20 protein-coding genes and 1 pseudogene are annotated in these 21,752 nt (G+C 69.6%); 7 read left to right on the top strand and 14 right to left on the bottom strand.

All coding sequences use genetic code 11. From position 1 onward, the window contains the following. Positions 1 to 21: 21 nt before the first annotated feature. The gene (locus AC21LY_RS17610; protein WP_489047857.1) at positions 22 to 1,368 is read left to right on the top strand and encodes a class-II fumarase/aspartase family protein; all 1,347 of its coding nucleotides are present in this window, start codon (positions 22 to 24) and stop codon (positions 1,366 to 1,368) included. A 4-nt stretch (positions 1,369 to 1,372) separates the two neighbouring features. After that, positions 1,373 to 2,377 carry a LacI family DNA-binding transcriptional regulator gene (locus tag AC21LY_RS17605; RefSeq protein ID WP_489047856.1) on the top strand — a complete coding sequence of 335 codons (1,005 nt, stop codon included), beginning with the start codon at positions 1,373 to 1,375 and terminating at the stop codon, positions 2,375 to 2,377. A gap of 30 nt (positions 2,378 to 2,407) precedes the next feature. Here AC21LY_RS17605 and AC21LY_RS17600 read toward each other — a convergent pair whose 3' ends face one another. Then, positions 2,408 to 3,079, bottom strand: coding sequence for a DNA alkylation repair protein (locus AC21LY_RS17600; RefSeq protein ID WP_489047855.1), 672 nt, complete (start codon positions 3,077 to 3,079; stop codon positions 2,408 to 2,410). Continuing rightward, positions 3,076 to 4,149 (bottom strand): citrate/2-methylcitrate synthase, encoded by a 1,074-nt coding sequence (locus tag AC21LY_RS17595; protein ID WP_489047854.1) that lies wholly within the window; start codon positions 4,147 to 4,149, stop codon positions 3,076 to 3,078. Before AC21LY_RS17595 ends, AC21LY_RS17600 begins: the two co-directional genes overlap by 4 nt. A 55-nt stretch (positions 4,150 to 4,204) precedes the next feature. Between AC21LY_RS17595 and AC21LY_RS17590 the strand changes: the two genes are divergently transcribed. Continuing rightward, a complete protein-coding gene (locus AC21LY_RS17590) occupies positions 4,205 to 5,317 on the top strand; it encodes a citrate/2-methylcitrate synthase (protein WP_489047853.1) in 1,113 nt (370 codons plus the stop codon). Positions 5,318 to 5,390: 73 nt separating this feature from the next. Here AC21LY_RS17590 and AC21LY_RS17585 read toward each other — a convergent pair whose 3' ends face one another. The 5 genes from AC21LY_RS17585 to AC21LY_RS17565 all read right to left on the bottom strand — a co-directional run bounded on the left by AC21LY_RS17585 (position 5,391) and on the right by AC21LY_RS17565 (position 10,354). Next, entirely contained in the window at positions 5,391 to 6,707 is a 1,317-nt protein-coding gene (locus AC21LY_RS17585) for an AAA family ATPase (RefSeq protein WP_489047852.1), read from the bottom strand. 150 nt (positions 6,708 to 6,857) lie between these two features. Further along, a complete protein-coding gene (locus tag AC21LY_RS17580; protein WP_489047851.1) occupies positions 6,858 to 7,535 on the bottom strand; it encodes a hypothetical protein in 678 nt (225 codons plus the stop codon). Positions 7,536 to 7,705: 170 nt separating this feature from the next. Further along, positions 7,706 to 8,602, bottom strand: coding sequence for a tRNA pseudouridine(55) synthase TruB (gene truB, locus AC21LY_RS17575; RefSeq protein WP_489047850.1), 897 nt, complete (start codon positions 8,600 to 8,602; stop codon positions 7,706 to 7,708). 10 nt (positions 8,603 to 8,612) lie between these two features. Next, positions 8,613 to 9,281 carry a 4'-phosphopantetheinyl transferase family protein gene (locus AC21LY_RS17570; protein WP_489048037.1) on the bottom strand — a complete coding sequence of 223 codons (669 nt, stop codon included), beginning with the start codon at positions 9,279 to 9,281 and terminating at the stop codon, positions 8,613 to 8,615. Continuing rightward, on the bottom strand, positions 9,281 to 10,354 hold the full coding sequence (locus AC21LY_RS17565) for a metallophosphoesterase family protein (protein WP_489047849.1): 1,074 nt from the start codon (positions 10,352 to 10,354) through the stop codon (positions 9,281 to 9,283). The genes AC21LY_RS17570 and AC21LY_RS17565 overlap by 1 nt, the downstream gene beginning before the upstream one ends. 66 nt (positions 10,355 to 10,420) lie before the next feature. Here AC21LY_RS17565 and AC21LY_RS17560 point away from each other — a divergent pair, with 66 nt between their 5' ends. Further along, a complete protein-coding gene (locus AC21LY_RS17560; RefSeq protein ID WP_489047848.1) occupies positions 10,421 to 11,227 on the top strand; it encodes an ion transporter in 807 nt (268 codons plus the stop codon). A gap of 95 nt (positions 11,228 to 11,322) precedes the next feature. After that, on the top strand, positions 11,323 to 13,044 hold the full coding sequence (locus tag AC21LY_RS17555) for a purine-cytosine permease family protein (protein ID WP_489047847.1): 1,722 nt from the start codon (positions 11,323 to 11,325) through the stop codon (positions 13,042 to 13,044). A 9-nt stretch (positions 13,045 to 13,053) separates the two neighbouring features. Here the strand turns inward: AC21LY_RS17555 and AC21LY_RS17550 are convergent, their stop codons facing one another. Beyond that, a complete protein-coding gene (locus AC21LY_RS17550) occupies positions 13,054 to 13,431 on the bottom strand; it encodes an HNH endonuclease (protein ID WP_489047846.1) in 378 nt (125 codons plus the stop codon). 81 nt (positions 13,432 to 13,512) lie between these two features. Between AC21LY_RS17550 and AC21LY_RS17545 the strand changes: the two genes are divergently transcribed. Continuing rightward, positions 13,513 to 13,788 carry an FmdB family zinc ribbon protein gene (locus AC21LY_RS17545; protein WP_489047845.1) on the top strand — a complete coding sequence of 92 codons (276 nt, stop codon included), beginning with the start codon at positions 13,513 to 13,515 and terminating at the stop codon, positions 13,786 to 13,788. Between the two features lie 37 nt (positions 13,789 to 13,825). Further along, the gene (gene fmdA, locus AC21LY_RS17540; protein WP_489047844.1) at positions 13,826 to 15,082 is read left to right on the top strand and encodes a formamidase; all 1,257 of its coding nucleotides are present in this window, start codon (positions 13,826 to 13,828) and stop codon (positions 15,080 to 15,082) included. On the opposite strand, the gene AC21LY_RS17535 is transcribed toward fmdA, so the two are convergent. The 6 genes and pseudogenes from AC21LY_RS17535 to infB form a co-directional block, all read right to left on the bottom strand. After that, a complete protein-coding gene (locus AC21LY_RS17535) occupies positions 15,083 to 15,484 on the bottom strand; it encodes a hypothetical protein (RefSeq protein WP_489047843.1) in 402 nt (133 codons plus the stop codon). Positions 15,485 to 15,554: 70 nt separating this feature from the next. Further along, positions 15,555 to 16,918, bottom strand: a pseudogene (locus AC21LY_RS17530) (MATE family efflux transporter). Between the two features lie 10 nt (positions 16,919 to 16,928). Further along, positions 16,929 to 17,870, bottom strand: coding sequence for a DHH family phosphoesterase (locus AC21LY_RS17525; protein WP_489047842.1), 942 nt, complete (start codon positions 17,868 to 17,870; stop codon positions 16,929 to 16,931). After that, the gene (rbfA, locus tag AC21LY_RS17520; protein ID WP_489047841.1) at positions 17,867 to 18,334 is read right to left on the bottom strand and encodes a 30S ribosome-binding factor RbfA; all 468 of its coding nucleotides are present in this window, start codon (positions 18,332 to 18,334) and stop codon (positions 17,867 to 17,869) included. The genes AC21LY_RS17525 and rbfA overlap by 4 nt, the downstream gene beginning before the upstream one ends. Positions 18,335 to 18,399: 65 nt before the next feature. Beyond that, positions 18,400 to 18,690 carry a DUF503 domain-containing protein gene (locus AC21LY_RS17515; protein WP_146560622.1) on the bottom strand — a complete coding sequence of 97 codons (291 nt, stop codon included), beginning with the start codon at positions 18,688 to 18,690 and terminating at the stop codon, positions 18,400 to 18,402. Between the two features lie 84 nt (positions 18,691 to 18,774). Beyond that, a complete protein-coding gene (infB, locus tag AC21LY_RS17510; protein ID WP_489047840.1) occupies positions 18,775 to 21,597 on the bottom strand; it encodes a translation initiation factor IF-2 in 2,823 nt (940 codons plus the stop codon). Positions 21,598 to 21,752 lie beyond the last annotated feature (155 nt).

Genomic DNA, 21,752 nt, shown 5'->3' with positions numbered 1-21,752 from the left:
ACGAAAAGGAGAATGAGCACCGTGAGTGAACGGTTCACCGCCGGACGCGTCCCCGAGACCGGGATGGAGCACCTGTTCGACACCACCTCGCAATGGCAGGCGTGGCTCGATGTGGAAGCGCAGCTCGCCCTCGCGCAGGCCGAACTCGGCATGATCCCGCCGGAGGCCGGCCGCGCCATCGCCGCGGCGTGCCACGTCGACGACCTCGACCCCGAGCGCGTCCGGCGGGAGATGCGGCGCACGAGCCACCCGTTCATGCCCCTCGTGGTCGAGTTGAGCCGGGCCGTGGGCGATCCGCACGGCGGCTGGGTGCACTGGGGCGCGACGTCGCAGAACATCACCCAGACCGGAGACGTCGCGCTGCTCGTCCGGGCGCACGACCTGCTCACGCAGCGGTTGCGCGGCATCGTCCGGGCGCTCGGCGATCTCGCCGAGCGCACCGCCGACACCCCGATGGCCGGGCGTACCCACGGACAGCACGCGGTCCCGATCACGTTCGGCCTCAAGGCCGCCGGCTGGTGCGATCAGTTCCTCCGCGCCGTCGAGCGGATGGACCAGCTGCGGCCCCGGCTCGCCGTCTCACTCCTCGGCGGTGCGGCGGGGAGTTCGGCGGGCTTCGGCACGCACGCAACCGCGCTGCAGGCGGACGTCGCCGCGCGGCTCGGACTCACCGCGATGCCGGTCCCGTCCCGTGCGATCAACGATCACATCGCCGAGTTCGCCACGGTGCTGGGCCTCGTCGCGGTCGTCGCCGGGCAGTTCGGCTCCGAGATCTACCAGCTGATGAAGACGGAGTACGGCGAGGCGGAGGAGCCGATGCCCGCCGGCACCGTCGGCAGCTCGACGATGCCGCACAAGCGCAATCCGCAACTGTGCCAGGACGTGATCGGCATCTCCTCGGAGGTCCGGGCGCTCGTCCCGCTCGCCCTCGAGGCGGCGATCAGTGAACACGAGGCCGACAACCGGCCGTCGCTCGTCTTCGACACCGTGGCGCGGGCCTGCTCGCTCACGGCGGAATCACTGGTCCGGGTGGATGTCATCGCCACCGGCCTGGAGATCCACGCCGACCGGATGCGGGCGAACCTCGCGATCTCGGGCGGCCTGATCATGTCCGAGGCGATCATGCTCGCGCTGGGCGAAACGATCGGCCGGCAGAACGCGCACGACGTGGTCTACGGCGCCGCGCAGAGGGCCGCGCAGGACCCCCGGACCTCGTTCGCGGCGCTGCTGGCCGCCGACCCGCGGGTCTCCGAGAACCTCTCCCCCGCCGAGATCGACGCGCTGCTCGAACCGGGCCGGTACGTGGGCAATTCCCCCGAGGTGGCCCGCGCCCAGGCGAAGCGGGTGAGGGAGGCGATGCGAGAATAGGCCCATGGGCGGAAGCCGGGTGACCCTCGTCGACGTGGCCGCGCGGGCCGGGGTGTCCCGCGCGACCGCCTCGCTCGTGCTACGCGGCACCGGCCGCGTCTCCCAAGCCACCCGGGACCGCGTGCACGCCGCCATGGAGGAGCTGGGGTACGTCTACAACCGCAGCGCCGCGGCCCTGCGCTCGCCCGAGAGCAACGTCGTCAGTGCCCTGGTGACCAGCGTCGCGAATCCCTTCTTCGCCGAGGTCCTGATCGGGCTCGAGGAAGAACTGAGCCGCGCGGGCTACGTGACGACGATCGCGAACACGCTCAACGACGTGGTCCGGCAGACCGAGCTCGTCCGGTTCCTGCAGGAGACCCCCGTCGCCGGGGTGGTCGTGGTCCCGGCGTTCGACACCCCCACGGACGCCTTCGACTCCCTCGTCGCCCGGGGGCTCCCGCTGGTGAATCTGTCCCGCGCCACCAGCGGGGCCGCGCTGAACAGCTACATCGGGACCGACGACGTCGCGGGCGGCCGGCTCGCGGCCGAGCACCTCATCGCCGCGCACGGTTGCCGCACCCTCGTCTACCTCGGCGGCCGGCCCGACGCCATCGCCCGGATCGACCGCGTGAAGGGCGCGCGCGCCGCCGCCGCGGACCACGGCCTCGCCGACCCCGTCACCGAGATCCACGCCCCCACCACGGCCCGCGGTGGCTACGCCGCAGGCCGGGACCTGATCGCCGCGGGCCCGCTCCCCGACGGCGTGCTCTGCCACAGCGACACCGTCGCCATGGGCCTGTACCGGGCGCTCCACGACGCCGGCCTGGGGTCGGACGTCCGTGTGGTCGGCTTCGACGACATCGATGCGGCCGAGCTGTTCGAGCCGCCGCTCACCTCCTTGTCCGGGCCGCCGGCCGAGGTGGGCCGCCGAGCCGGGCGCGCCATGCTCGCGGCGATAGCGGGGCGGCCCTTCGACGAAGCCCCCGTCATCGTGCCGGAGATCGTCGTCCGCAGGTCCTGCGGCTGCTGACGCGCAGCAGCCCCCGCGGCTGACCAGCCACTACAGGTGCTTGAGCGCCTCGCGCCGCGACAGTCCGCTGAGCCGGTCCTCGTGCTCGGCGACGTACGCCCGCACCCAGTCCGGATCGGTCTTGCCGTGTTCGCGCAGCGCCCAGCCGATCGCCTTGCGCAGGAAGAACTCCGACGATGCCAGGGCCGGCTCGATCACATCCTCGAGGAGCTGCGCGTCCAGCCGGTCCTTTCGGCCCAGCTGGGAGATGATCGCCAGCCGCCGCAACCACAGGTTCTCGCCGCGGCTCCAGGCGCGGACGACCTCGGCCGTGTCCGCGGGACGGGCGTCGTGCAGATCGGCGATGTGCCGGGCGATCTCGTCGACGTGGTCCCACCACGCGCCGGTCACGGCGATGTGCTCGTGGAGCGGCAGCAGCGCTGGGTCTCCCCGGCCCAGCCGGTAGCGGAGGAGGTTCTGGGCCGCGTACCGCTCCTCCCGGAACTGCGCGTCGTCCCACAGCGCGAGCACGGCGGCGCGCAGCTCGTCGAGGTCGGCGGGCGGGTGCTCGCGGCGCACGGCGGCGGTGATGCTGCGCACAGCGGGCGAGGGCACGCCCAGGAAGGGCATCGCGGATTTCATGTACGTCTGCATGGTCGGTGCCCGCCCCGGATCCGCCTCCGCGCGCAGCCGGGCCCGGATCCCGTCGACCAGTTCCGTCATCGTGCTCCCCCGCTGTTCGCGCCGCGCCAGCGCAGCGGCGCCTCCTCGTACTCCTCGGCGATGTGCGCCGCCATCCCGACGGTGCGTCCGTATTGGAACAGCACCTCGGTGGCGTGTGCGGGCAGCCCCAGGGTATGCGCGACCGCCGCGCCCGCGAGGTCGATGTTCACGGCGCGCCCCACCCGGTCCACGAGCGCCTGCACCGCGCGCAGGACGGGCGCGTCCGGCCGATCGGCGCGGACGAGGTCCAGCACGACGGTGGCGCGCGGATCGTCCCCCGCGTAGACGAGGTGCCCGAAGCCCGGGAGGTGCCCGCTCCGCGACGCGTCGGCGATCGCGCGGTCGGCGTCGCCGCCGTCGAGCACGCGGCCCAGCAGGTCGTAGGCGGCCGCGGGCGCCCCGCCGTGCAGCGGCCCGGCGAGTGCGCCGTAGCCCGCGAGCAGCGCATCGTAGAGGCCCGCCCGAGCCGACGCCGCGACGCGCGCGGCCGTCGTCGACGCGGCGAGACCGTTGTCGATCAGGGAGGTGGAGAGCGCGTCGACCCAGGGATGCTCCAACCGGACCTCCGGCACCAGTCCGGCCAGCACCGGCAGCAACCCGAGGGCTCGCTCGGCGGTGTGGGACCGGTCCGCCCGCACCGGATCCTGCGCCGCGAGCAGCGCGACGGCCAGCGGGATCCGGCGTTCGAGCGACACCGCCCGCGCGGCGTCGAGGTCCACGGCGGGCGGGGGCACGGCATCGTCGGCCTCGAGGACGAAGCGGGCGGCCGCAGCGAAGTCCATCGTGGAGCAGACCTCGGCGATGGGGCGCCCGCGCAGGTACAGCGCGTCGCCCTGCAGGACCGAGACCCGCGTGGTCACCGCCCGGAACCGCAGGAGCCGCTCGGCCTCGCGCCGGCCGTCGTGCTTCGCGGCGGCCAGCGAGTCCACCTGTGTGCGGTCGAACAGCGACTCCGCCTGCCCCGGCATCCGCCGCGAGTGCAGCACGCCGCGGCTGACGTAGGAGTACAACGTGCCGCGTTTGACTCCGAGACGTTCGGCGGCCTCGGACGTCGTGATCCACCTGTCCACGAGCTTGATTCAATCAACATTGCGGGTGTTGATCAAGATCGCTCACACTCGTGCCATGACCACACCGCTCATCGCCCCGGCGGGGCTCAAGAACGTCATCGTGACCGACACCGAACTCGGCGATGTCCGGGGCGAGGAGGGCTTCTTCCACTACCGCGGCCACGACGCGGCGCGGCTCGCCGCCGAGGTCACCTTCGAGGACGCCTGGCACCTCGTGCTCTTCGGCTCGCTCCCCCGGCCCGACGGTGCCTTCCGCCGCCGGGTGGGCGCGCTCCGGGCGCTCGACGGACGCACCGTCGACCTGCTGCGCGCGAGCGTCGCTCCCGGGACCGAGCCGATGCACGCGCTGCGCGTCGCGCTCGCCGCACTCGGCCTCGGCGAGCAGCCGCTGATGGACCTGCCCGAGGAGGAGCGGACCGCGGCGGCGCTGCGGTACGCCGCCGTGACGCCCACGATCCTGGCGGCGGCGCACCGTCTGGCCCGGGGCGAGGAGCCCGTGGAGCCGGACCCGGACGCCGGCCACGCCGCCGACTACCTCCGGATGGCCACGGGCAGCGTCGATCCCGGCGACGCCGCCGCGCTGCAGACCTATCTCGTGGCGACGATCGACCACGGCTTCAACGCCTCCACGTTCGCGGGCCGGGTGATCGCCTCCACCGGCTCCGACATGGCGTCCTGTCTGCTCGGCGCGCTCGGGGCCTTCCTCGGCCCGCTGCACGGCGGCGCGCCGAGCCGGGCCCTGGCGGCGCTCGACGAGATCGGCGACCCCGCGAACACCCGGGAGTGGGTGCGCGGCAAGATCGCCCGCGACGAGAAGATCATGGGCTTCGGGCACGCGGTGTACCGCACGCACGACCCGCGGTCGGAGCTGCTCAAGGAGGTGGCACGGCGGTACGACTCCCCGCTGGTCCGCCAGGCGCTGCAGGTGGAGACCGAGATCGAAACTGCCATCAACGAACTCAAGCCGGGACGGCGACTGTACGCGAACGTCGAGTACTACGCGGGCGTGCTCATGACGGAGGTGGGCCTCCCGCCGGCGATGTTCACACCCACCTTCGGCGTCGCGCGGGTGGTCGGCTGGACGGCGAACGTGCTGGAACAGGTGCGACAGGGCAAGATCATCCGCCCGTCGGCGCGATACACGGGATCTACCCCAAAATTCAGATGAAGGATAGGAGTGCTCTCACGAACACGGGCTCGCAAGAGAGCTCACGGACAGACGAGCCACTGTCTAATCGTTTCTACGTTCGGTAGACATCGATTAAACGCTCACACTCATCAACGATGTATTCTGGAACGATATCAAAACGCGTCGGGTTCAACTGCATCACATGTTCATTCTCGATATGGAACGCTTCGTTCACAATCTTCTTGAACGGATTCTGGCCGTCCGTTTTCACCGCATCGAGATCCGAAAAGACTCGGAATATTTGAATCTTGTCATAACTAGACGCCGCGGCATCAAACCTGGCGATCAACTCCCCATCCGTTCTAAGGAGCGCCACCAGCCCGTCGTAGTCTAGATCGGGTATATCATTCCAGACTTCCCTCATCCCCTGCGCAAAATCCTCGCGCGTCATGAGAACCAAATCTCCGTCGGCCCCCTTCTTCATCGGCACCTCGCGCAAATGCAAGATGTTTGACAGAACCTGATATGGCGCACCGTAGTCACCTCTAATTTCCAGCTTCCTGCGTAGATGTATTGTTTTCAGAAGCGTATCGCTCGAGTTCTGTATATTCTCGTCACACACCTGCTCGAAACTCGTTATGTCAGAAGCGTCAATCTCTCGTTCCGAGAGTACACCGCGGGCGGTACGCAAGAAGTATGCACGGGTCATTTCACCCAGTATCCGCTTAAGCGGCCCACTTACCAAGATATCGATAATCGGCTCAATATCATGAGTCAAGAACAGAGTCGTAAGGGATCGCATACTCGACTCGGCGCGAAAGAGTTTATCTAGTATCGCAAATTTCTTTGCTTTGTCGAAGCTGGATACCGGGTCGTCCAAAATCACCAGATCCGGCTTCACCTGTAGAGCGTGGTGCATGAACAGAATCAACGCAAAGGCGTTTCGCTCTCCATAACTAAGATGGCGCGCCGCCGACTCAAGGTGGCCGTCAGAATCCAAGTGCTCTACAATCATTCGGTAAGAGTCGCCGTTCTGGACAATTCGAACGCGATATCTATAGCCAGCGGCAGTCAAGAAGCTATTTATCGATTCTTGGTTTTCGGCGACCAGCCTTTCCACCATTTTGCGTTGCCTTCCAATTGCAGACGCGATGTCCGCGACGGCACCCGCAACCGCGTCGATCTTCATGTTAAGTGACTCAACAATCTTGACCGTTACCTCAGAGCTAAAGAAAGGAATATACTGCATGTCAATTCGTAGACTCTCAAGCTTGTCACGAATATTACCGCCGTCTCGCATCGTAAAGAAGGACACGTCCCTAATTGCAACAAGCTTCCCCAATAGCGTCTCACACTGAGAGCTTAGACCCGCCATGTACTGGCTCTGCTCTACGGTCAGTTCACCGATTGTTGCCGTTATTTCCAGCACGCTTTCTCGAGCCGTATCTTCGAGGTAGACACCTAGCCGGTCGATTACGCCTCGTACCAACTCGAAATTCTTGATTGACGCCGAATCGAACTCGCGAGAGACGGCGTCAACTACGAAACGATTGAGTCCAGGTTCAGCACAAAAGGGGCATCAATCCGATAGATCGTAGAATTTTCTTCCCTTCGACTGCCAATAGACCCACTCGGCAGACTCGGAGCTTTCGAGGTACTCGCTATACGCTTTCAGTTCAGAAGGGAGATCTCGCAATTTGCGACCTGTTACAATCCCCTTTGCGCCTTTACCGCTACGCGAAATTCCGCCAGCTTTCGTTACCCTAAACGAATCGCGCAATTCAATAAGCGCCGCAATCACTTGACTGAGCGATTCATCGCTCAGGAAGGCCTCTTTCAGAGATTCTAGGTGCCGTTCTATCTCGAGCAATCCCGCTTGATACTCAGGCGTGTTTATGAACACTTCGAAACTGTTACGTAAGACTTCATCTTCCCTGAATGCGAAGCCAGAAACATAGTCTTCATTGAAGACAAGGACCGAGTGTATCCCGTCAGCCCCAGTTACACTGGGTTCCAACTCTGAGCCCTCCGCGATCAGTCTGAACGGTTTCAGTGCTGACAGGTCCTCCGATGCCGCACACAGTCTCAGCGCAGCTACGAGGGTACTCTTCCCGGTACCATTCGGACCGTACTTTATGTTTAGAGAGTTTGCCTGAATCCATACCTGCCCAAAATCAATATTATTGCAACGCGCCAGCTCAATTCGAAAGCCCGAAGGATCTTCCTCGTTGCCATACTCGGCGGATTCACTGGACATAGACTCTCCCCGGATTGCAATCTACTAACGCGGTTTCGACATGTCAGAAACTTGAACAGTAGCCGACGATCAGCCCCGCGAAACCAGCTTATCCTCATTGCAATCCCCAAGTACCGAGTACAGCAAACATTGCTGATCGCCGACAGATTCGGCAGAATGCGCTGAGCGGCTCAGGCGGACGGGCGCACCACGAAGACGGAGCTCGCGCGCTTGCCGCTCTCCTGCAGCAGGGCGAAGGCGCGACCGTCCGGGGTGACCGCGGCGTACACGCCCGGGATGCCGACCGGGTCGAGCCACCGGCCCAGCGCGAGGTCCACGGCCTGCTCCTCGGTGACCTCGCGGGTGGCGAAGCCCGTGGCGATCGCCTCGTCGATGCCGTACGACAAGCGCGGGGTCTCGAAGAGGTCGTCGAGGGTGATCGCGTGGTCGAGCCCGTACGGCCCGACGCGGGTGCGGCGCAACGCCGTCAGATGCCCGCCCGTCCCGAGCGCCGCGCCGAGATCGCGGGCCAGGGCACGGACGTACGTACCGGAGGAGCACTCGACGGTGACGTCCACATCGAGGAATTCGCCCTCGCGCCGGAAGGCGTGCGCCGCGAACTCGTCGACGGTGACCGGGCGGGATTTCAGCTGCACGTCGGCGCCCTCGCGGACCAGCTGGTGGGCGCGCTTGCCGTCGACCTTGATGGCGCTCACCGACGACGGGACCTGCTCGATCTCGCCCGTGAGCGGCACCATCGCGGCGCGGACGGCATCGTCGGAAAGCCCTGCGGCGGAGGCACCGCCCGTGACCTCGCCCTCGGCGTCGTCGGTCGAGGTGGACGCGCCCAGCCGGACGGTGGCCGTGTACGCCTTGGTCGTGAGGGCGAGGTGGCCGAGCAGCTTGGTGGCACGCTCGATGCCGATCACCAGGACGCCCGTGGCCGTCGGGTCGAGGGTGCCGGCGTGACCAACCTTGCGGGTGCCCATCGCGCGGCGGCACCGCGCGACGACGTCGTGGCTGGTCAGCCCGGCGGGCTTGTCGACGATGATCAGGCCCGCGCCGTCGGGTTCGAGAAAGCTTCGCATGGAGGTCATCTCACACCATCGCGATCGAGGTCACGATGAGGCCGTCGGTGATCCGCCACCGGCCGTCGAAGGACGCGACGGGGGCGCCGCCGTCCGTGGCCCGCCCGTCGATGAGGATCCGCGAGTGGAAGCTCCCCTCGGCGGAGTCGTCGGTGCGGGCGGCGAGGTCGAAGGTGATCTCCGCGTCCTCGAAACCCAGCCACCGGCCCGTGATCGGATTCCACGCCTTGTACGTGGCCTCCTTGGCGCAGAACAGGAGCCGGTCCCAGTGCAGGCCGTCGTCCGGGCGCGCCGCGAGCACCTCCCGCTCGGACTCGACCGAGACCGTGGGGAGCACCTTGTCCGGCAGGGCCAGGTGCGGCTCCGCATCGATCCCGACGGTGCGCACCCCCATCCGGTAGCCGACGACGGCGCCGCGGTAGCCGTCGCAGTGGGTCAGCGCGCCGACCACGTTGCGCGGCCAGTCCACGCCGCCGCCCTCGCCCTTGACGAGCACGGCCTCGCCGATCCCCAACTCGCCCAGCGCCTCCCGCGCGAGGTGACGCACCGTCGCGTACTCGGCCTGCCGCTTGGGCACTGCCCTGGCGATCTGCGCGGCCTCCCGCGGGGGCAGCGGCGCCTCGACGTCGCCGCGCGCCTCCCGCGCGACCACGCCGCGCGGCAGCATGGACTGCAGGATCACTGCTCCCCCTCCTTCGCCCGCGCCGCGCGGCCGGGCTCCCCGGGACCACCGAGCCGACCGGGCCCGGCACCGGACTCCCGCGCCGCGCGGCGCTCGGCGATCCGCTCCCGCGCGGCGACACGGCGATCGCTCAGGCGCTCCTGCGCCGCAGCGCGTTCCGCGGCGAACCGCTCCGGATCGTCCCGGTACTTCGGATCCACCTCGAAGTGGACTCCGTAGTGACCCAACGACTCCTCGGTGTACTCGGGCGCCGGCAGGATCCGGCGCAGCAGCGGCTCGGGCAGGCCGCGCTGCTGCCACTCCCGCGGATAGCCGACCGAGACCTCCTCGAAGCGCACGCCGTCGTACCAGGTGGTGCGCGGGATGTGCAGGTGCCCGTAGACGGCGGCTTCGGCGTTGTAGGTCCGGTGCCAGTCGTGGGTGGCCGTGGTGCCGCACCACAGCGCGAAATCCGGGTAGAACAGCACCTCGGTGGGCTCGCGCCGCAGCGGCCAGTGGTTCACCAGCACCGTCCGCGTGCCCGCCGGCAGGGCCGCGAGGCGGCGGCGCGTGTACTCCAGCCGCGCGCGGCACCAGGCGTCCCGGGTGGCGTAGGGCTCCGGGGAGAGCAGGAACTCGTCGGTGGCGACGACGCTCTTCTCCTTCGCGCGGGCCAGCGCCTGCAGCGTGGTGAGCCCCTCGTCGCGGAAGCTGTAGTCGTAGAGCAGGAACATCGGGACGATCGTGACCGGCCCCGCGCCGGGATCGTCGAAGACCGGGAAGGGATCCTCGGGCGTGAGCACGCCGTGGTGCCGGCAGATCTCCACCAGATGGTCGTACCGCGCCTCGCCGAAGACCTGCATCGGGTCCTTCGACGTGGTGTACAGCTCGTGATTGCCCGGCACCCAGATCACCTTCGCGAACCGCGGCGCGAGCGCGGTGAGCACCTCGTCGAGCTGGTCGGTGCGCTCGCAGACGTCGCCCGCGAGGATCAGCCAGTCCTCCGGCGACGAGGGCCGCACGAGATCGACGATGCCCTCGTTCCCCCGATGACCCACGTGCAGGTCACTGATCGCCCAGAGCTTCGCCACCCCTCCACGCTACCGGGTGCGCCATGTCGGCGTGTCCGCCGCGCGCGCTCAGTAGTCTCGGAGGAGATGACCGACCGCACCGCCATCGAGGCCCCCAGCCGACGCCGGCCCGTCCACTGGACCGACTGGGCGATGATCGCGCTCGCGATCGTCTCCCTGGTACTGATCACGTGGATGACCTTCGTGCGCCTACCGCGCGGGCTGTACATCACGGTGCTGTGGATCGACGGCGCGATCTGCCTGATCTTCTTCCTGGAGTTCCTCGCGCGCTGGCGCGCCGAGCACTGGTCGCGGCGGTTCCTCCTGCTCAACTGGTACCAGTTGCTCGGGATGGTGCCCGCCTTCGTCGTGACGATGGCGCTGCCGCACGCCTTCAAGTTCCTGCGCATCGTTCTCGTGATCGCGCGGCTCGCGAGCGCGATCGACCGTGCCTACGGCGACCGGATCACCGCCGTGGTGGTCGCCCGCGCCACCGACACCGTGGTCGACGCGGTGAAGCGGCCGATCACCGTCGCCGTCCTGGACGAGGTGGCCGAGGTGCTCAAGTCCGGCCACTACACGAAGAACATCGCCGCCGCGCTCGAGGAGAACCGCCCCGAGATGAGCGGGATGATCCAGGAGATGGTGAAGAACGACCCGCAGACCAAGGCGGTCAAGTACATCCCCTTCCACGACGAGATCATCGCGCTCATCGTGGACACCTCCTTCCGGATGGTGCTGCAGGTGCTCGCCGACCAGCGCACCGACGAGCTGGTCTCCGACATGCTGCGCGAGAACATCGACCAGATCCGGGACTCCGTGCGCCGCAAGGAGGAAGCGGTCACGCGGACCGCACCGGGCAACGCGGCCGTGACACGGGGCCCGACGCCGTAACCCACGCGTTACCGCTCGGTCACCCCCGGTGAACGCGTCCGCAGCACGATTTCCTCATCCCCGAGCCGGACGGCCGGGGCCGGAAGGACATCGACGTGACCGCACTGCAACCTACGGAGACCGGGACCGCACCGTCGACCCCGCTCCGCGACAGCGCCTCCCGCGAGACGCTCGAGGACTACACGCTGCGCTTCGCGCCACGCAGTTACCGCAAGTGGGGCCCCGCCGTGGTCGCCACCTCGGCGCTCGGCGGCATCGCCTACCTCGCCGACTTCGCTATCGGCGCCAACATCGGCATCGCCGGTGGCACCGGCAACGCACTGCTCGGCATCGCCTTCTTCGCCGTCGTCATCATGGCGACGGGCCTGCCGCTCGCGTACTACGCCGCGCGGTACAACATCGACCTCGACCTGATCACCCGCGGCAGCGGGTTCGGCTACTACGGCTCGGTGCTGACCAACGTGATCTTCGCGTCGTTCACCTTCATCTTCTTCGCCCTCGAAGGCGCGATCATGGCGCAGGGTCTCAAGCTCGGCCTCGGCATCCCCCTGCCCGTGGGCTACTTCGTCAGTTCGGTGATGGTGATCCCGCTGGTGATCTACGGCATGAACACGCTCGCCAAGCTGCAGGTCTGGACCACGCCCATCTGGCTGGTGATGATGGTCCTGCCCTTCGCCTACCTGCTGATCAGCCACCCGAGCGCGATCGGTGACTTCTTCGCCTACTCGGGCACCGACATCGTGCGCGACGGTGCGGGCACCGTCGTCTCCGCCACGCCCGCCGGGCACGGCGTGAGCCTCGCCGGCACCATGCTCGCCGCCGGCGTGTGCCTGTCGCTCATCGCGCAGATCGCCGAGCAGATCGACTACCTGCGCTTCATGCCGCCCAAGACCGCCGAGAACCGTCGGGCCTGGTGGACCGCCATGCTCACCGCCGGACCGGGCTGGGTCGTCTTCGGCGCGCTCAAGCAGGTCGTTGGCCTGTTCCTCGCCGTCTACCTGATCGGGCAGACCCTCGACAACGTCGGCGTCGCCAACGAGCCCGTGCACCAGTTCGTGGAGATCTACTCCGACTTCCTCCCCGGCTGGCTCGCCATCACCCTGGCCGTGATCCTGGTCGTGATCAGCCAGATCAAGATCAACGTGACCAACGCCTACTCGGGCTCGCTCGCCTGGACCAACAGCTTCACCCGCGTCACCAAGACCTACCCCGGTCGCCTGGTCTTCGTGGTGCTCAACGTGGCGATCGCGCTCGCGCTGATGGAGGCCGCCATGTTCAGCTTCCTCAACGGGATCCTCGGCTTCTACGCCAACTGCGGCATCGCCTGGATCGTGGCCGTCGCCAGCGACATCGCGATCAACAAGTACCTGCTGAAGATCTCGCCCAAGGACCCCGAGTTCCGCCGCGGCATGCTCTACAACGTCAACCCGGTGGGCTTCGTCTCCGTGATCGTCGCGGGCGGGCTGTCCATCGCCGCCTTCTTCGGGCTCCTCGGCTCGGGGCTGCAGCCCTACTCGCCGCTCGTGGCGCTGGTGCTCGCGCTGGTCCTGCCGCCGGTGCTGGCCCTGGCCACCCGCGGCAAGTACTACCTGCGGCGCGGCGACGACGGCATCGACCTGCCGATGTTCGACGCGGACGGCAACCCGTCGGGCGAGAAGCTGCTGTGCTGCGTGACCGGGATCGAGTTCGAGCGCCCCGACATGCTGGCCTCCGCGGTGCCCGGCCCGAACGGCGAGAAGCAGTACATCAGCTCGCTGGCCCTCTCGACCGACAAGTCGGGCGAGCACGTCCTGCCCGCGGATCCGCCGATGCGGTAGGAACCCGGCTCATTCCCCGTCGTCGGCGTTCCGCTCGCGCAGGTGCATCAGGATCTCGGCGTGGCCCTGCAGGAAGGCCCGCTCGTCGAGTTTCTTGCGGCGCATCCACCCCGTGACCTCGGCGTTGCACTTGCTCGCATTGCAGGACCGGCACGCCGGTACCACGTTCTGCTGCGTGTAGCGGCCGCCGCGGGAGATCGGCAGCACGCAGTCCTTCTGGAACGGGCCCTCTCCCCCGCAGTACGCGCACGCGCCCCACAGCCCGAGGAGCTCGTCCCACTGAGCGCCGGTCAGGTCGTTGTCGGCGGCGGCCACCCGGCGCGCGCGACGCCGGGCGATCCTGGCCTTGCGGGTCCGCGCACGCGGCGGTGTCGGCTTCGGGGGCACGGACCCACGGTACTCACGCCTCCCCCGCCACCGATTCGCGGTTCCCCCTCGGGAACCGGACGAAAGGAATACCGTCGACTCATGCCCACCTATGAATTCCGCTGCAGCAGTTGCGGACCCTTCGACGCGGTCTTCAGCATGCGCGAGGTCCCGGCCGCAACGGCGTGTCGCTGCGGCGCTCCGGCGCGTCGCGGCATCACGGCGCCCCGGCTCGGCGCCGGCACGTCCAGTGCCATGCGCCTGCTCGACGCGACCGGGGCCACCGCGGAGCGGCCCGCCGTCGTCACCGCCCCGCCCGGCCGGACCGGCGCCGCGGCACCGTCGGACCCGCGACACGCACGCCTGCCGCGGCCCTAGACCACCGAGGACCACCCACCGAAGAAAGGCCCGCTCCATGCCCGAAGTCGTCTTTCCGCTCGATTCCAGTAGGAAGTTCACCAACCAGGAGAAAGTCGGGCACAACCGGTGGCACTACGCCATCCCGCCCGCGGTCACCGTCAAGCCGGGCGACACCTTCCGCGTGCATTGCCGGGAGTGGTTCGACGGTGCCATCCACAACGACGACTCGGCCGAGGACATCCTGAACGCGCCACTGACCACGGTGCACACGCTGTCGGGCCCGATCGCCGTCGAGGGGGCCAAGCCCGGCGACCTGCTCATCGTCGACATCGTGGACGTGGGTCCGATCCCGCAGGAGGACAGCGGGCCGCTGGCCGGCCAGGGCTGGGGCTACACCGGCATCTTCGCCAAGGAGAACGGCGGCGGCTTCCTCACCGAGCAGTTCCCCGACGCCTACAAGGCGATCTGGGACTTCACCGGGCACACCGCCACCTCGCGCCACATCCCGCACGTGAGCTTCACCGGCATCGTCCACCCCGGACTGATGGGCACGGCACCGTCGAAGGATCTGCTGGCGCGATGGAACGCCCGCGAGGCGGCGCTGATCGCAACAGATCCGGACCGGGTGCCGCCGCTCGCGCTGCCTCCCGAACCGAACGACGCGATCCTCGGCTCACTCACCGGTGACGCCTTCACCGCAGCCGCCGCCGAGGCCGCCCGCACTGCTCCGCCGCGCGAGAACGGCGGCAACCAGGACATCAAGAACCTCACCCGCGGCACCCGCGTCTTCTACCCGGTCTTCGTGGACGGGGCGAACCTGTCCGTCGGCGACCTGCACTTCAGCCAGGGCGACGGCGAGATCACCTTCTGCGGCGCGATCGAGATGGGCGGCTTCATCGACCTGCACGTCGACGTCATCGCCGGCGGCATGGAGACCTACGGCGTCAGCGAGAACGCGATCTTCCTGCCCGGTGGCGACGTGGGCCCGCGGTACGAGCAGTTCCTCGCCTTCTCGGGCACGTCGGTGACCCTCGACGACGAACAGCGCTACCTGGACAGCCACCTCGCCTACCAGCGGGCGTGCCTGCACGCGATCGACTACCTCACGAAGTTCGGCTACAGCCCGGAACAGGCCTATCTGCTGCTGGGTGCGGCGCCGATCGAGGGCCGCCTGTCCGGCGTCGTGGACATCCCGAACTCCTGTGCCACGGTGTACATCCCGACGTCGATCTTCGATTTCGACGTCACGCCGGGCAAGGACGGTCCGGTGCGGATCGATCCGGGCCAGGGGGCGCCGCGCGCCGCGCGCTGATCACCGCGGGATGGGCAGGTCCGGCGGGATGGTGATGGTGCGGGGCGCGCCCGGCGGCAGCTGGATGGCTGGCGGAATGACGATGGTGGTCGGGTACGGCGGGGTGGTGGTCTGCGCCGTCGTCCCGGTCGCCGGGTAGGTCGTGGTCGGGTAGGTGGTGGTCGGATACGGCGTGTAGGGCTGTTCCGGGACCACCTGCTGCGGCGCCGCCGGCGTGGTCGTGACCGGCTTGCTCGATGCGGCGGACGAGGGGCGCGAGGAGGCCGAGGACGACGGACCGCCCAGGCCCGCCGACGGATTCACGGTGAACGAGGGCACCGATTCGGGAGCCGACGGGGAGCACGCGACCGCCCCGCCGCACGCCGCGACGACCGCGGCGACGGCGAGAGTCCTGCGCAGCACGGTCGTGTTCGTAATCACAGTGAACGGCATATGCAACATAGGACCGCATTCGGGCCCGCATTGCAAGCCGTCACGCCGGTGCGGCGCCCACCCGCTCCCACCGGCTCCCCCGGAAGCGCACGACCACCGCGAGCGCACGCAGCACCATGAACGCCGCCAGGCCCGACCAGATCCCCGCCAGGCCCCAGCCGAGGCGTACGACAGCCAGATCAGGGGCAGGAATCCGACGAGCGCGGCGGCCATCGTGGCGCTCCGCAGATAGGCGGCGTCGGACGCGCCGAGCAGCACACCGTCGAGCGCGAAGACCACCCCCGCGAGCGGGATCATCCCCACCAGGAACCACCACGGCACCGTCAGCGCGTCCAGGACGCCCGGGTCCGAGGTGAACAGGCGCGGCAACGCGCCGCCGAGCGCGGCGAGCACGGCCGCGATCGCCACGGCGAAGCCCGTCGACCAGGCGGTGACCCGGTGGCCCAGCGACCGCGCCGCGGAGCTGTTCCCGGCCCCGAGCGCGGCGCCCACCAGGGTCTGTGCGGCGATCGCCAGCGAGTCGAGGACCAGCGCCACGAAGTTCCACAGCTGCATCGCGATCTGGTGCGCGCCGACGTACTGCGCGCCCGCCCGTGCGGCCACCGCACCGGCCGAGACGAAGCACACCTGGAACGACAGACTGCGGACGATCAGGTCGCGCCCGAGCACCAGCTGCGCCCGCACCAGGGCGGGCCGCGGGCGCAGCGCCGCGGCGCCCTCCCGGCCGGCCGTGGCCGACCGGACGACGGCGCCGAGGAAGAGCAGACCGCTCAGGATCTGCCCCGCCAGATTCGCCCACGCCGAACCGACGAGCCCCAGCTCGGGGGCGCCGCCCCAGCCGAAGACGAGGACCGGGCACAGGACCGTCGACGATCCCAGGCCGACCAGGACGAAGACGAGCGGCGCCCGGGGCCGCTGCACGCCGCGGAGCCAGCCGTTGCCCGCCATCGTGACCAGGATCAGCGGGATGCCGAAGGCGGCCACCCGCAGCCAGGACTCGGCGGCCGCGGCGATCTCCTCACGGCCGGCGATCGCCCGGGTGACCGGCCCCGCGAAGCCCTGCACCAGGGCCAGCAGGACGCCGCCGACCGCGAGCGCGATCCACGTCGCCTGCACGCCCTCGACGACCGCTCCGCCCGGATCGCCCGCGCCGTACCGGCGCGCGGACCGGGACGTGGTCCCGTAGGAGAGGAAGGTGAGCTGGGTGGAGACCGTGGCGAGGATCAGCCCGCCGACGGCCAGACCCGCCAGTGCCAGGGCCCCGAGCCGGCCGATGACGGCGGTGTCCCACAGCAGGTACAGGGGCTCGGCGGCGAGTACCCCGAGGGCCGGCAGCGCCTGGCCGACGATGCGCCGACCGAGCCCGGCGGGCACGGCGGTCTCGGTCGTCTGCGAGCTCGTCATCGTCGGGCGGTCAGACCCGGGCGAGGAAGGCGGAGACCACGTCCTCGCCGGTGCCGATCGCGGAGTAGCCCGCGGCGAGACGGTGCCCACCGCCCCCGAAGGTGCGGGCCACAGCGGCGACGTCGAGATCGGTCCGGGCGCGCAGCGAGACGGACCACTCTCCGCTCTCGCTCTCCTTGAACAGCGCCGCGACCTCGCTGTCCTCCGCGGTGCGCAGCAGGTCGATGAGCGACTCCGCGGCATCCCAGCCGAGGGCGCCGCGATCGGCCGCGCGGCACAGCGCGTAGACGACGCCGCGCCCGCCGAAGGCCTCCGGCACCGCGGTCGCGCCGCTCAGCACCGCCGCGACCATCGAGAACCAGCCGCGGGGATGACTGTCGAGCAGATCGCGCGACAGCGCGCGGCCCTGCGCGCCCGCGGCCAGCAGCCGCCCGGCCATCGTGTGGCCCGTGGGCGAGGACCAGCGGAAGGATCCGGTGTCGGTGACCAGTCCCGCGTACAGGCAGTCGGCAGTGCCGGCGTCCAGGTCCACGCCGAGCTCGTCGAGGACGGCGAGCACCAGCTCCGTCGTGCAGTTCGCCGCCGGATCGATCAGGTCGACGGTGCCGAAGCCCTCGTTCGTCGCGTGGTGGTCGATGACCACGCGGACGTCAGCGGCCAGGAAGTCGTCCTCCAGCCCGGCGAGCCGCCCCGGACTCGCGCAGTCCACGGCCACCGCCACCTCGGCATCGGCGAGGGGCGCCGTGAAGCCGTCGACACCCGGAAGCCTGCCGATGCCCGACGGGAGGTCGGGCCCGGGGTGACTCACACTGACCTCCGCGCCGCGGGCCCGGAGCCCCCGGGCGAGCCCGAGGCCCGAGCCCAGGGTGTCCGCGTCGGGCCGGACGTGGCAGTAGATCGCCACCCTGCGCGCGCCGCCGAGCACCGCAGCGACGGCGGCGGCGTCGGTCACCGCGGATCCCCGGCCGATTCGTCGTCCGGATCATCGTCGTCGTGCTTGTACGGATCCTTCTCGCCCGCGGGCTTCGCGGTCGCGGCGACGGCGGCGACCCGCTCGTCCTGCTCGCGGGCCCGGGCGAGCAGCGCCTCCATGTTCGCGACCGCCGCGGGCACCCCGTCGAGCTCGAAGCGCAGCGTCGGCGTGAAGCGCACGCCCGTGCCGGCGCCGACCCTGCTCCGGAGTTGGCCGCGGGCCTTCTCCAGGCCGGCGGCAGCGGCCTCGTAGTCGGGCTCGACGTCGAGCGTCGGGCCCATGACAGTGTAGAAGACCGTCGCGTCGTGCAGGTCGTTCGTCACGCGGGTGTCCGTGACGGTCACGTAGTCGAGCCGCGGATCCTTGATGTCGTGCTCGATCGCAGTCGCGACGATGGTTCCGATCCGCTTGGCGAGCCGCGCGGCCCGTGCCGGGTCAGCCATGGTCAGTCCCTCCCTTAGACATCGAAAACGTGGAACAGCGAGCATATCCCGGAGCGCCGCGACGGTCAGTCCTCCGGCCCCCAGAGGCGCCGCCGCACGGACAACACCTCCACCTCGGGATGGCCCACGGCGGCGCGTTCGCAGTGATCGAGGACGTCGATCACGTGGCCCGCGTCCGGACCGACCACGCCGACGCCCAGAAGCGCGCGGCGGTGCAGGTCCTGGTGCCCCACCTCGGCGGCACTGACGGAGAAGCGGCGCAGCTCGGCCAGGATCGGCCGGACGACGGAACGCTTGTGCTTGAGCGAATGCACATCGCCCAGGAGCAGGTCTATCTCGATCACACCAGTGAACATTCAGTCGGGCCACCCGGCCCCGGGGATAGGCGGGCCACGGCGGCCGGTGCTTCGATCACACCGGCCGCCGCGACCCGGGAACATCTAGTCGCGCGGCTTCTCGACCAGCTCGTAGGTCTCGATCACGTCGCCGATCTTGATGTCGGAGTACGAGAGCGTCAGACCGCATTCGTAGCCCTCGCGGACCTCGGTCGCGTCGTCCTTCTCCCGCTTGAGCGAGGTGATCGTGAGGTTCTCCGCCACGACCGCCGAGTCGCGCAGCAGGCGCGCCTTCGCGTTGCGCCGCATGATGCCCGACTGGACCATGCAACCCGCGATGTTGCCCACCTTGGAGGACTTGAAGATCGCGCGGATCTCGGCCTGGCCGAGCTCCTTCTCCTCGAAGACCGGCTTGAGCATGCCCTTGAGCGCGGCCTCGACCTCGTCGATCGCCTGGTAGATCACCGAGTAGTACCGGATCTCCACGCCCTCACGGTTGGCGAGCTCGGTGGCCTTGCCCTCGGCGCGGACGTTGAAGGCGATGATGATCGCGTTCGACGCCGACGCCAGGTTGACGTTGGTCTCGGTGACGCCACCGACACCGCGGTCGATGACCCGCAGCTGCACCTCGTCGTCGATCTCGATGCCGAGGAGGGCCTCCTCGAGCGCCTCGACGGTGCCCGAGTTGTCGCCCTTGAGGATGAGGTTGAGCTGGCTGGTCTCCTTGAGCGCGGCATCCAGGTCCTCGAGCGAGACGCGCTTGCGCGAGCGGGCCGCCAGGGCGTTGCGCTTGCGCGCCGCGCGCCGGTCGGCGATCTGCCGGGCGATGCGGTCCTCGTCGACCACGAGCAGGTTGTCGCCTGCACCGGGGACCGACGTGAAGCCGATGACCTGCGCCGGACGCGACGGGGTCGCCTCCGTGATGTCGTCGCCGTTCTCGTCGACCATGCGCCGGACGCGACCGTAGGCGTCGCCCGCCACGATCGAATCGCCGACCCGGAGGGTGCCGCGCTGGATGAGCACGGTGGCCACGGGGCCACGGCCGCGGTCGAGGTGCGCCTCGATGGCCACGCCCTGCGCGTCCATGTCGGGGTTCGCCCGCAGGTCCAGCGAGGCGTCGGCCGTCAGCAGCACCGCTTCGAGCAGCGCCTCGACGTTCGTGCCCTGCTTGGCGGAGATGTCGACGAACATGGTGTCGCCGCCGTACTCCTCGGGGATCAGGCCGTACTCGGTGAGCTGGCCGCGGATCTTCTCCGGCTGCGCGCCCTCCTTGTCGATCTTGTTCACCGCCACCACGATCGGCACGTCGGCCGCCTGTGCGTGGTTGATGGCCTCCACCGTCTGCGGCATGACGCCGTCGTCGGCCGCGACCACGAGGATCGCGAGGTCGGTGGCCTTCGCACCGCGGGCACGCATGGCGGTGAACGCCTCGTGACCCGGGGTGTCGATGAAGGTGATCAGGCGCTCGTTGCCGTCGAGCTCCGTGAGCACCTGGTAGGCGCCGATGTGCTGCGTGATGCCGCCGGCCTCGCCCTCGCGGACGTTGGCCTTGCGGATCGTGTCGAGCAGTCGGGTCTTACCGTGATCGACGTGGCCCATGACGGTGACCACCGGCGGACGGTACTCGAGGTCCTCCTCGCCGCCCTCGTCCTCGCCGTAGGTGAGGTCGAAGCTGTCGAGCAGCTCGCGGTCCTCGTCCTCCGGGCTGACGACCTGGACGACGTAGTTCATCTCCTCGCCCAGCAGCACGAGGGTCTCCTCGTTCACCGACTGGGTCGCGGTGACCATCTCGCCCAGGTTGAACAGCGCCTGGACCAGCGACGCCGGGTTGGCGTCGATCTTCTCGGCGAAGTCGCTCAGCGACGCGCCCCGGGCCAGACGGATCGTCTCGCCCTGGCCGCGCGGCAACCGGACGCCACCGGCGATCGGCGCCTGCATGTTCTCGTACTCGGCGCGTTTCGCCCGCTTCGACTTGCGGCCACGACGCGGGGCGCCACCGGGACGACCGAAGGCACCCGCGGTACCGCCGGGACGGCCACGACCGCCACCGCCGCCGGGACGACCGCGGAAACCGCCCGCGGGAGCACCGGTGCCGGTACCGCCGCCGGGCCCACCGCGGTAGCCGCCGCCACCGCCGCCGGGACGCCCACCGGGCCCGCCACGGCCACCGGGACCGGGGCGGCCCTGGGCGGCCGGACGCGCCGCGCGAGCGGGCATCGCACCCGGGTTCGGGCGCGGGGGCATGCTGCCGGGAGTCGGACGCGGCCCACCGGGACCGGCCGCCGGGCGACCGCCCTGCGGACGAGGTCCGCCCTGGCCGGGCGCCGGACGGGCGCCGCCCTGCGGACGGGGACCGCCCTGGCCGGGCGCCGGACGGGCGCCGCCCTGCGGGCGCGGGCCACCGGGGCCCGGCTGCGGACGCGGCGCACGCTCGACGGGAGCCTGCGAGGAGAACGGGTTGTTGCCGACCTTCGGCGTGCGCGGGCCGGGCTTGGGGCCGGCCGGCCGCGGTGCCGGGCGTGCGGCCGGAGCCGCGGGCTTGGCCTCCGGCGCCGACGGTGCGGCGCTCGCGGCGGGCGCCGCCGGAGCAGCGGGGGGTGCGGGGGCCGGGGCCGGCTCCGGCGCGGCGGGCGCCGCGGGGCGCGGGCCGGGACGGGCCGAGGTGGCACGGGGTGCCGGTGCCGCCGGAGCAGCGGGCGCGGGGGCGCTCGATGCCGTGGGGCCGGGCTTACGGGCCGGGGCGGGGCCCGGCTTCGCGGTCTCGGACTTGGATCCGTACGACTCGCGCAGGCGTCGCGCGACGGGTGCTTCCACCGTCGACGACGCGGACTTCACGAACTCGCCCTGCTCACTGAGCCGTGCGAGAACTTCCTTGCTGGTGACACCGAGCTCTTTAGCCAACTCGTGCACACGGGCCTTGCCTGCCACTCTTCTCCTCAAATGTGAGGTCGAGGGCATCACTGGTCCCGTCGACCTCGGTTAGTTACTCCGATTGCCGTTCATCGCTGGTGCTTCACGGTGTGCTCATGTCTTCAGCTCGATTCCTTCATTTCCGAGTAGGTCGGCCTTGGGAAAGACCTACC

This window comes from Tsukamurella sp. II2bb (assembly GCF_057815145.1).
This window is presented reverse-complemented; position numbering and strand designations above follow the sequence as displayed.

Excerpts from the sequence above, each read along its gene's own strand:
- AC21LY_RS17605 (WP_489047856.1), top strand. The coding sequence starts at position 1,373 with ATGGGCGGAAGCCGGGTGACCCTCGTCGACGTGGCCGCGCGGGCCGGG.
- AC21LY_RS17600 (WP_489047855.1), bottom strand. The coding sequence starts at position 3,079 with ATGACGGAACTGGTCGACGGGATCCGGGCCCGGCTGCGCGCGGAGGCG.
- AC21LY_RS17590 (WP_489047853.1), top strand. The coding sequence starts at position 4,205 with ATGACCACACCGCTCATCGCCCCGGCGGGGCTCAAGAACGTCATCGTG.
- AC21LY_RS17580 (WP_489047851.1), bottom strand. The coding sequence starts at position 7,535 with ATGTCCAGTGAATCCGCCGAGTATGGCAACGAGGAAGATCCTTCGGGC.
- truB (WP_489047850.1), bottom strand. The coding sequence starts at position 8,602 with ATGCGAAGCTTTCTCGAACCCGACGGCGCGGGCCTGATCATCGTCGAC.
- AC21LY_RS17560 (WP_489047848.1), top strand. The coding sequence starts at position 10,421 with ATGACCGACCGCACCGCCATCGAGGCCCCCAGCCGACGCCGGCCCGTC.
- AC21LY_RS17545 (WP_489047845.1), top strand. The coding sequence starts at position 13,513 with ATGCCCACCTATGAATTCCGCTGCAGCAGTTGCGGACCCTTCGACGCG.
- fmdA (WP_489047844.1), top strand. The coding sequence starts at position 13,826 with ATGCCCGAAGTCGTCTTTCCGCTCGATTCCAGTAGGAAGTTCACCAAC.
- rbfA (WP_489047841.1), bottom strand. The coding sequence starts at position 18,334 with ATGGCTGACCCGGCACGGGCCGCGCGGCTCGCCAAGCGGATCGGAACC.
- AC21LY_RS17515 (WP_146560622.1), bottom strand. The coding sequence starts at position 18,690 with ATGTTCACTGGTGTGATCGAGATAGACCTGCTCCTGGGCGATGTGCAT.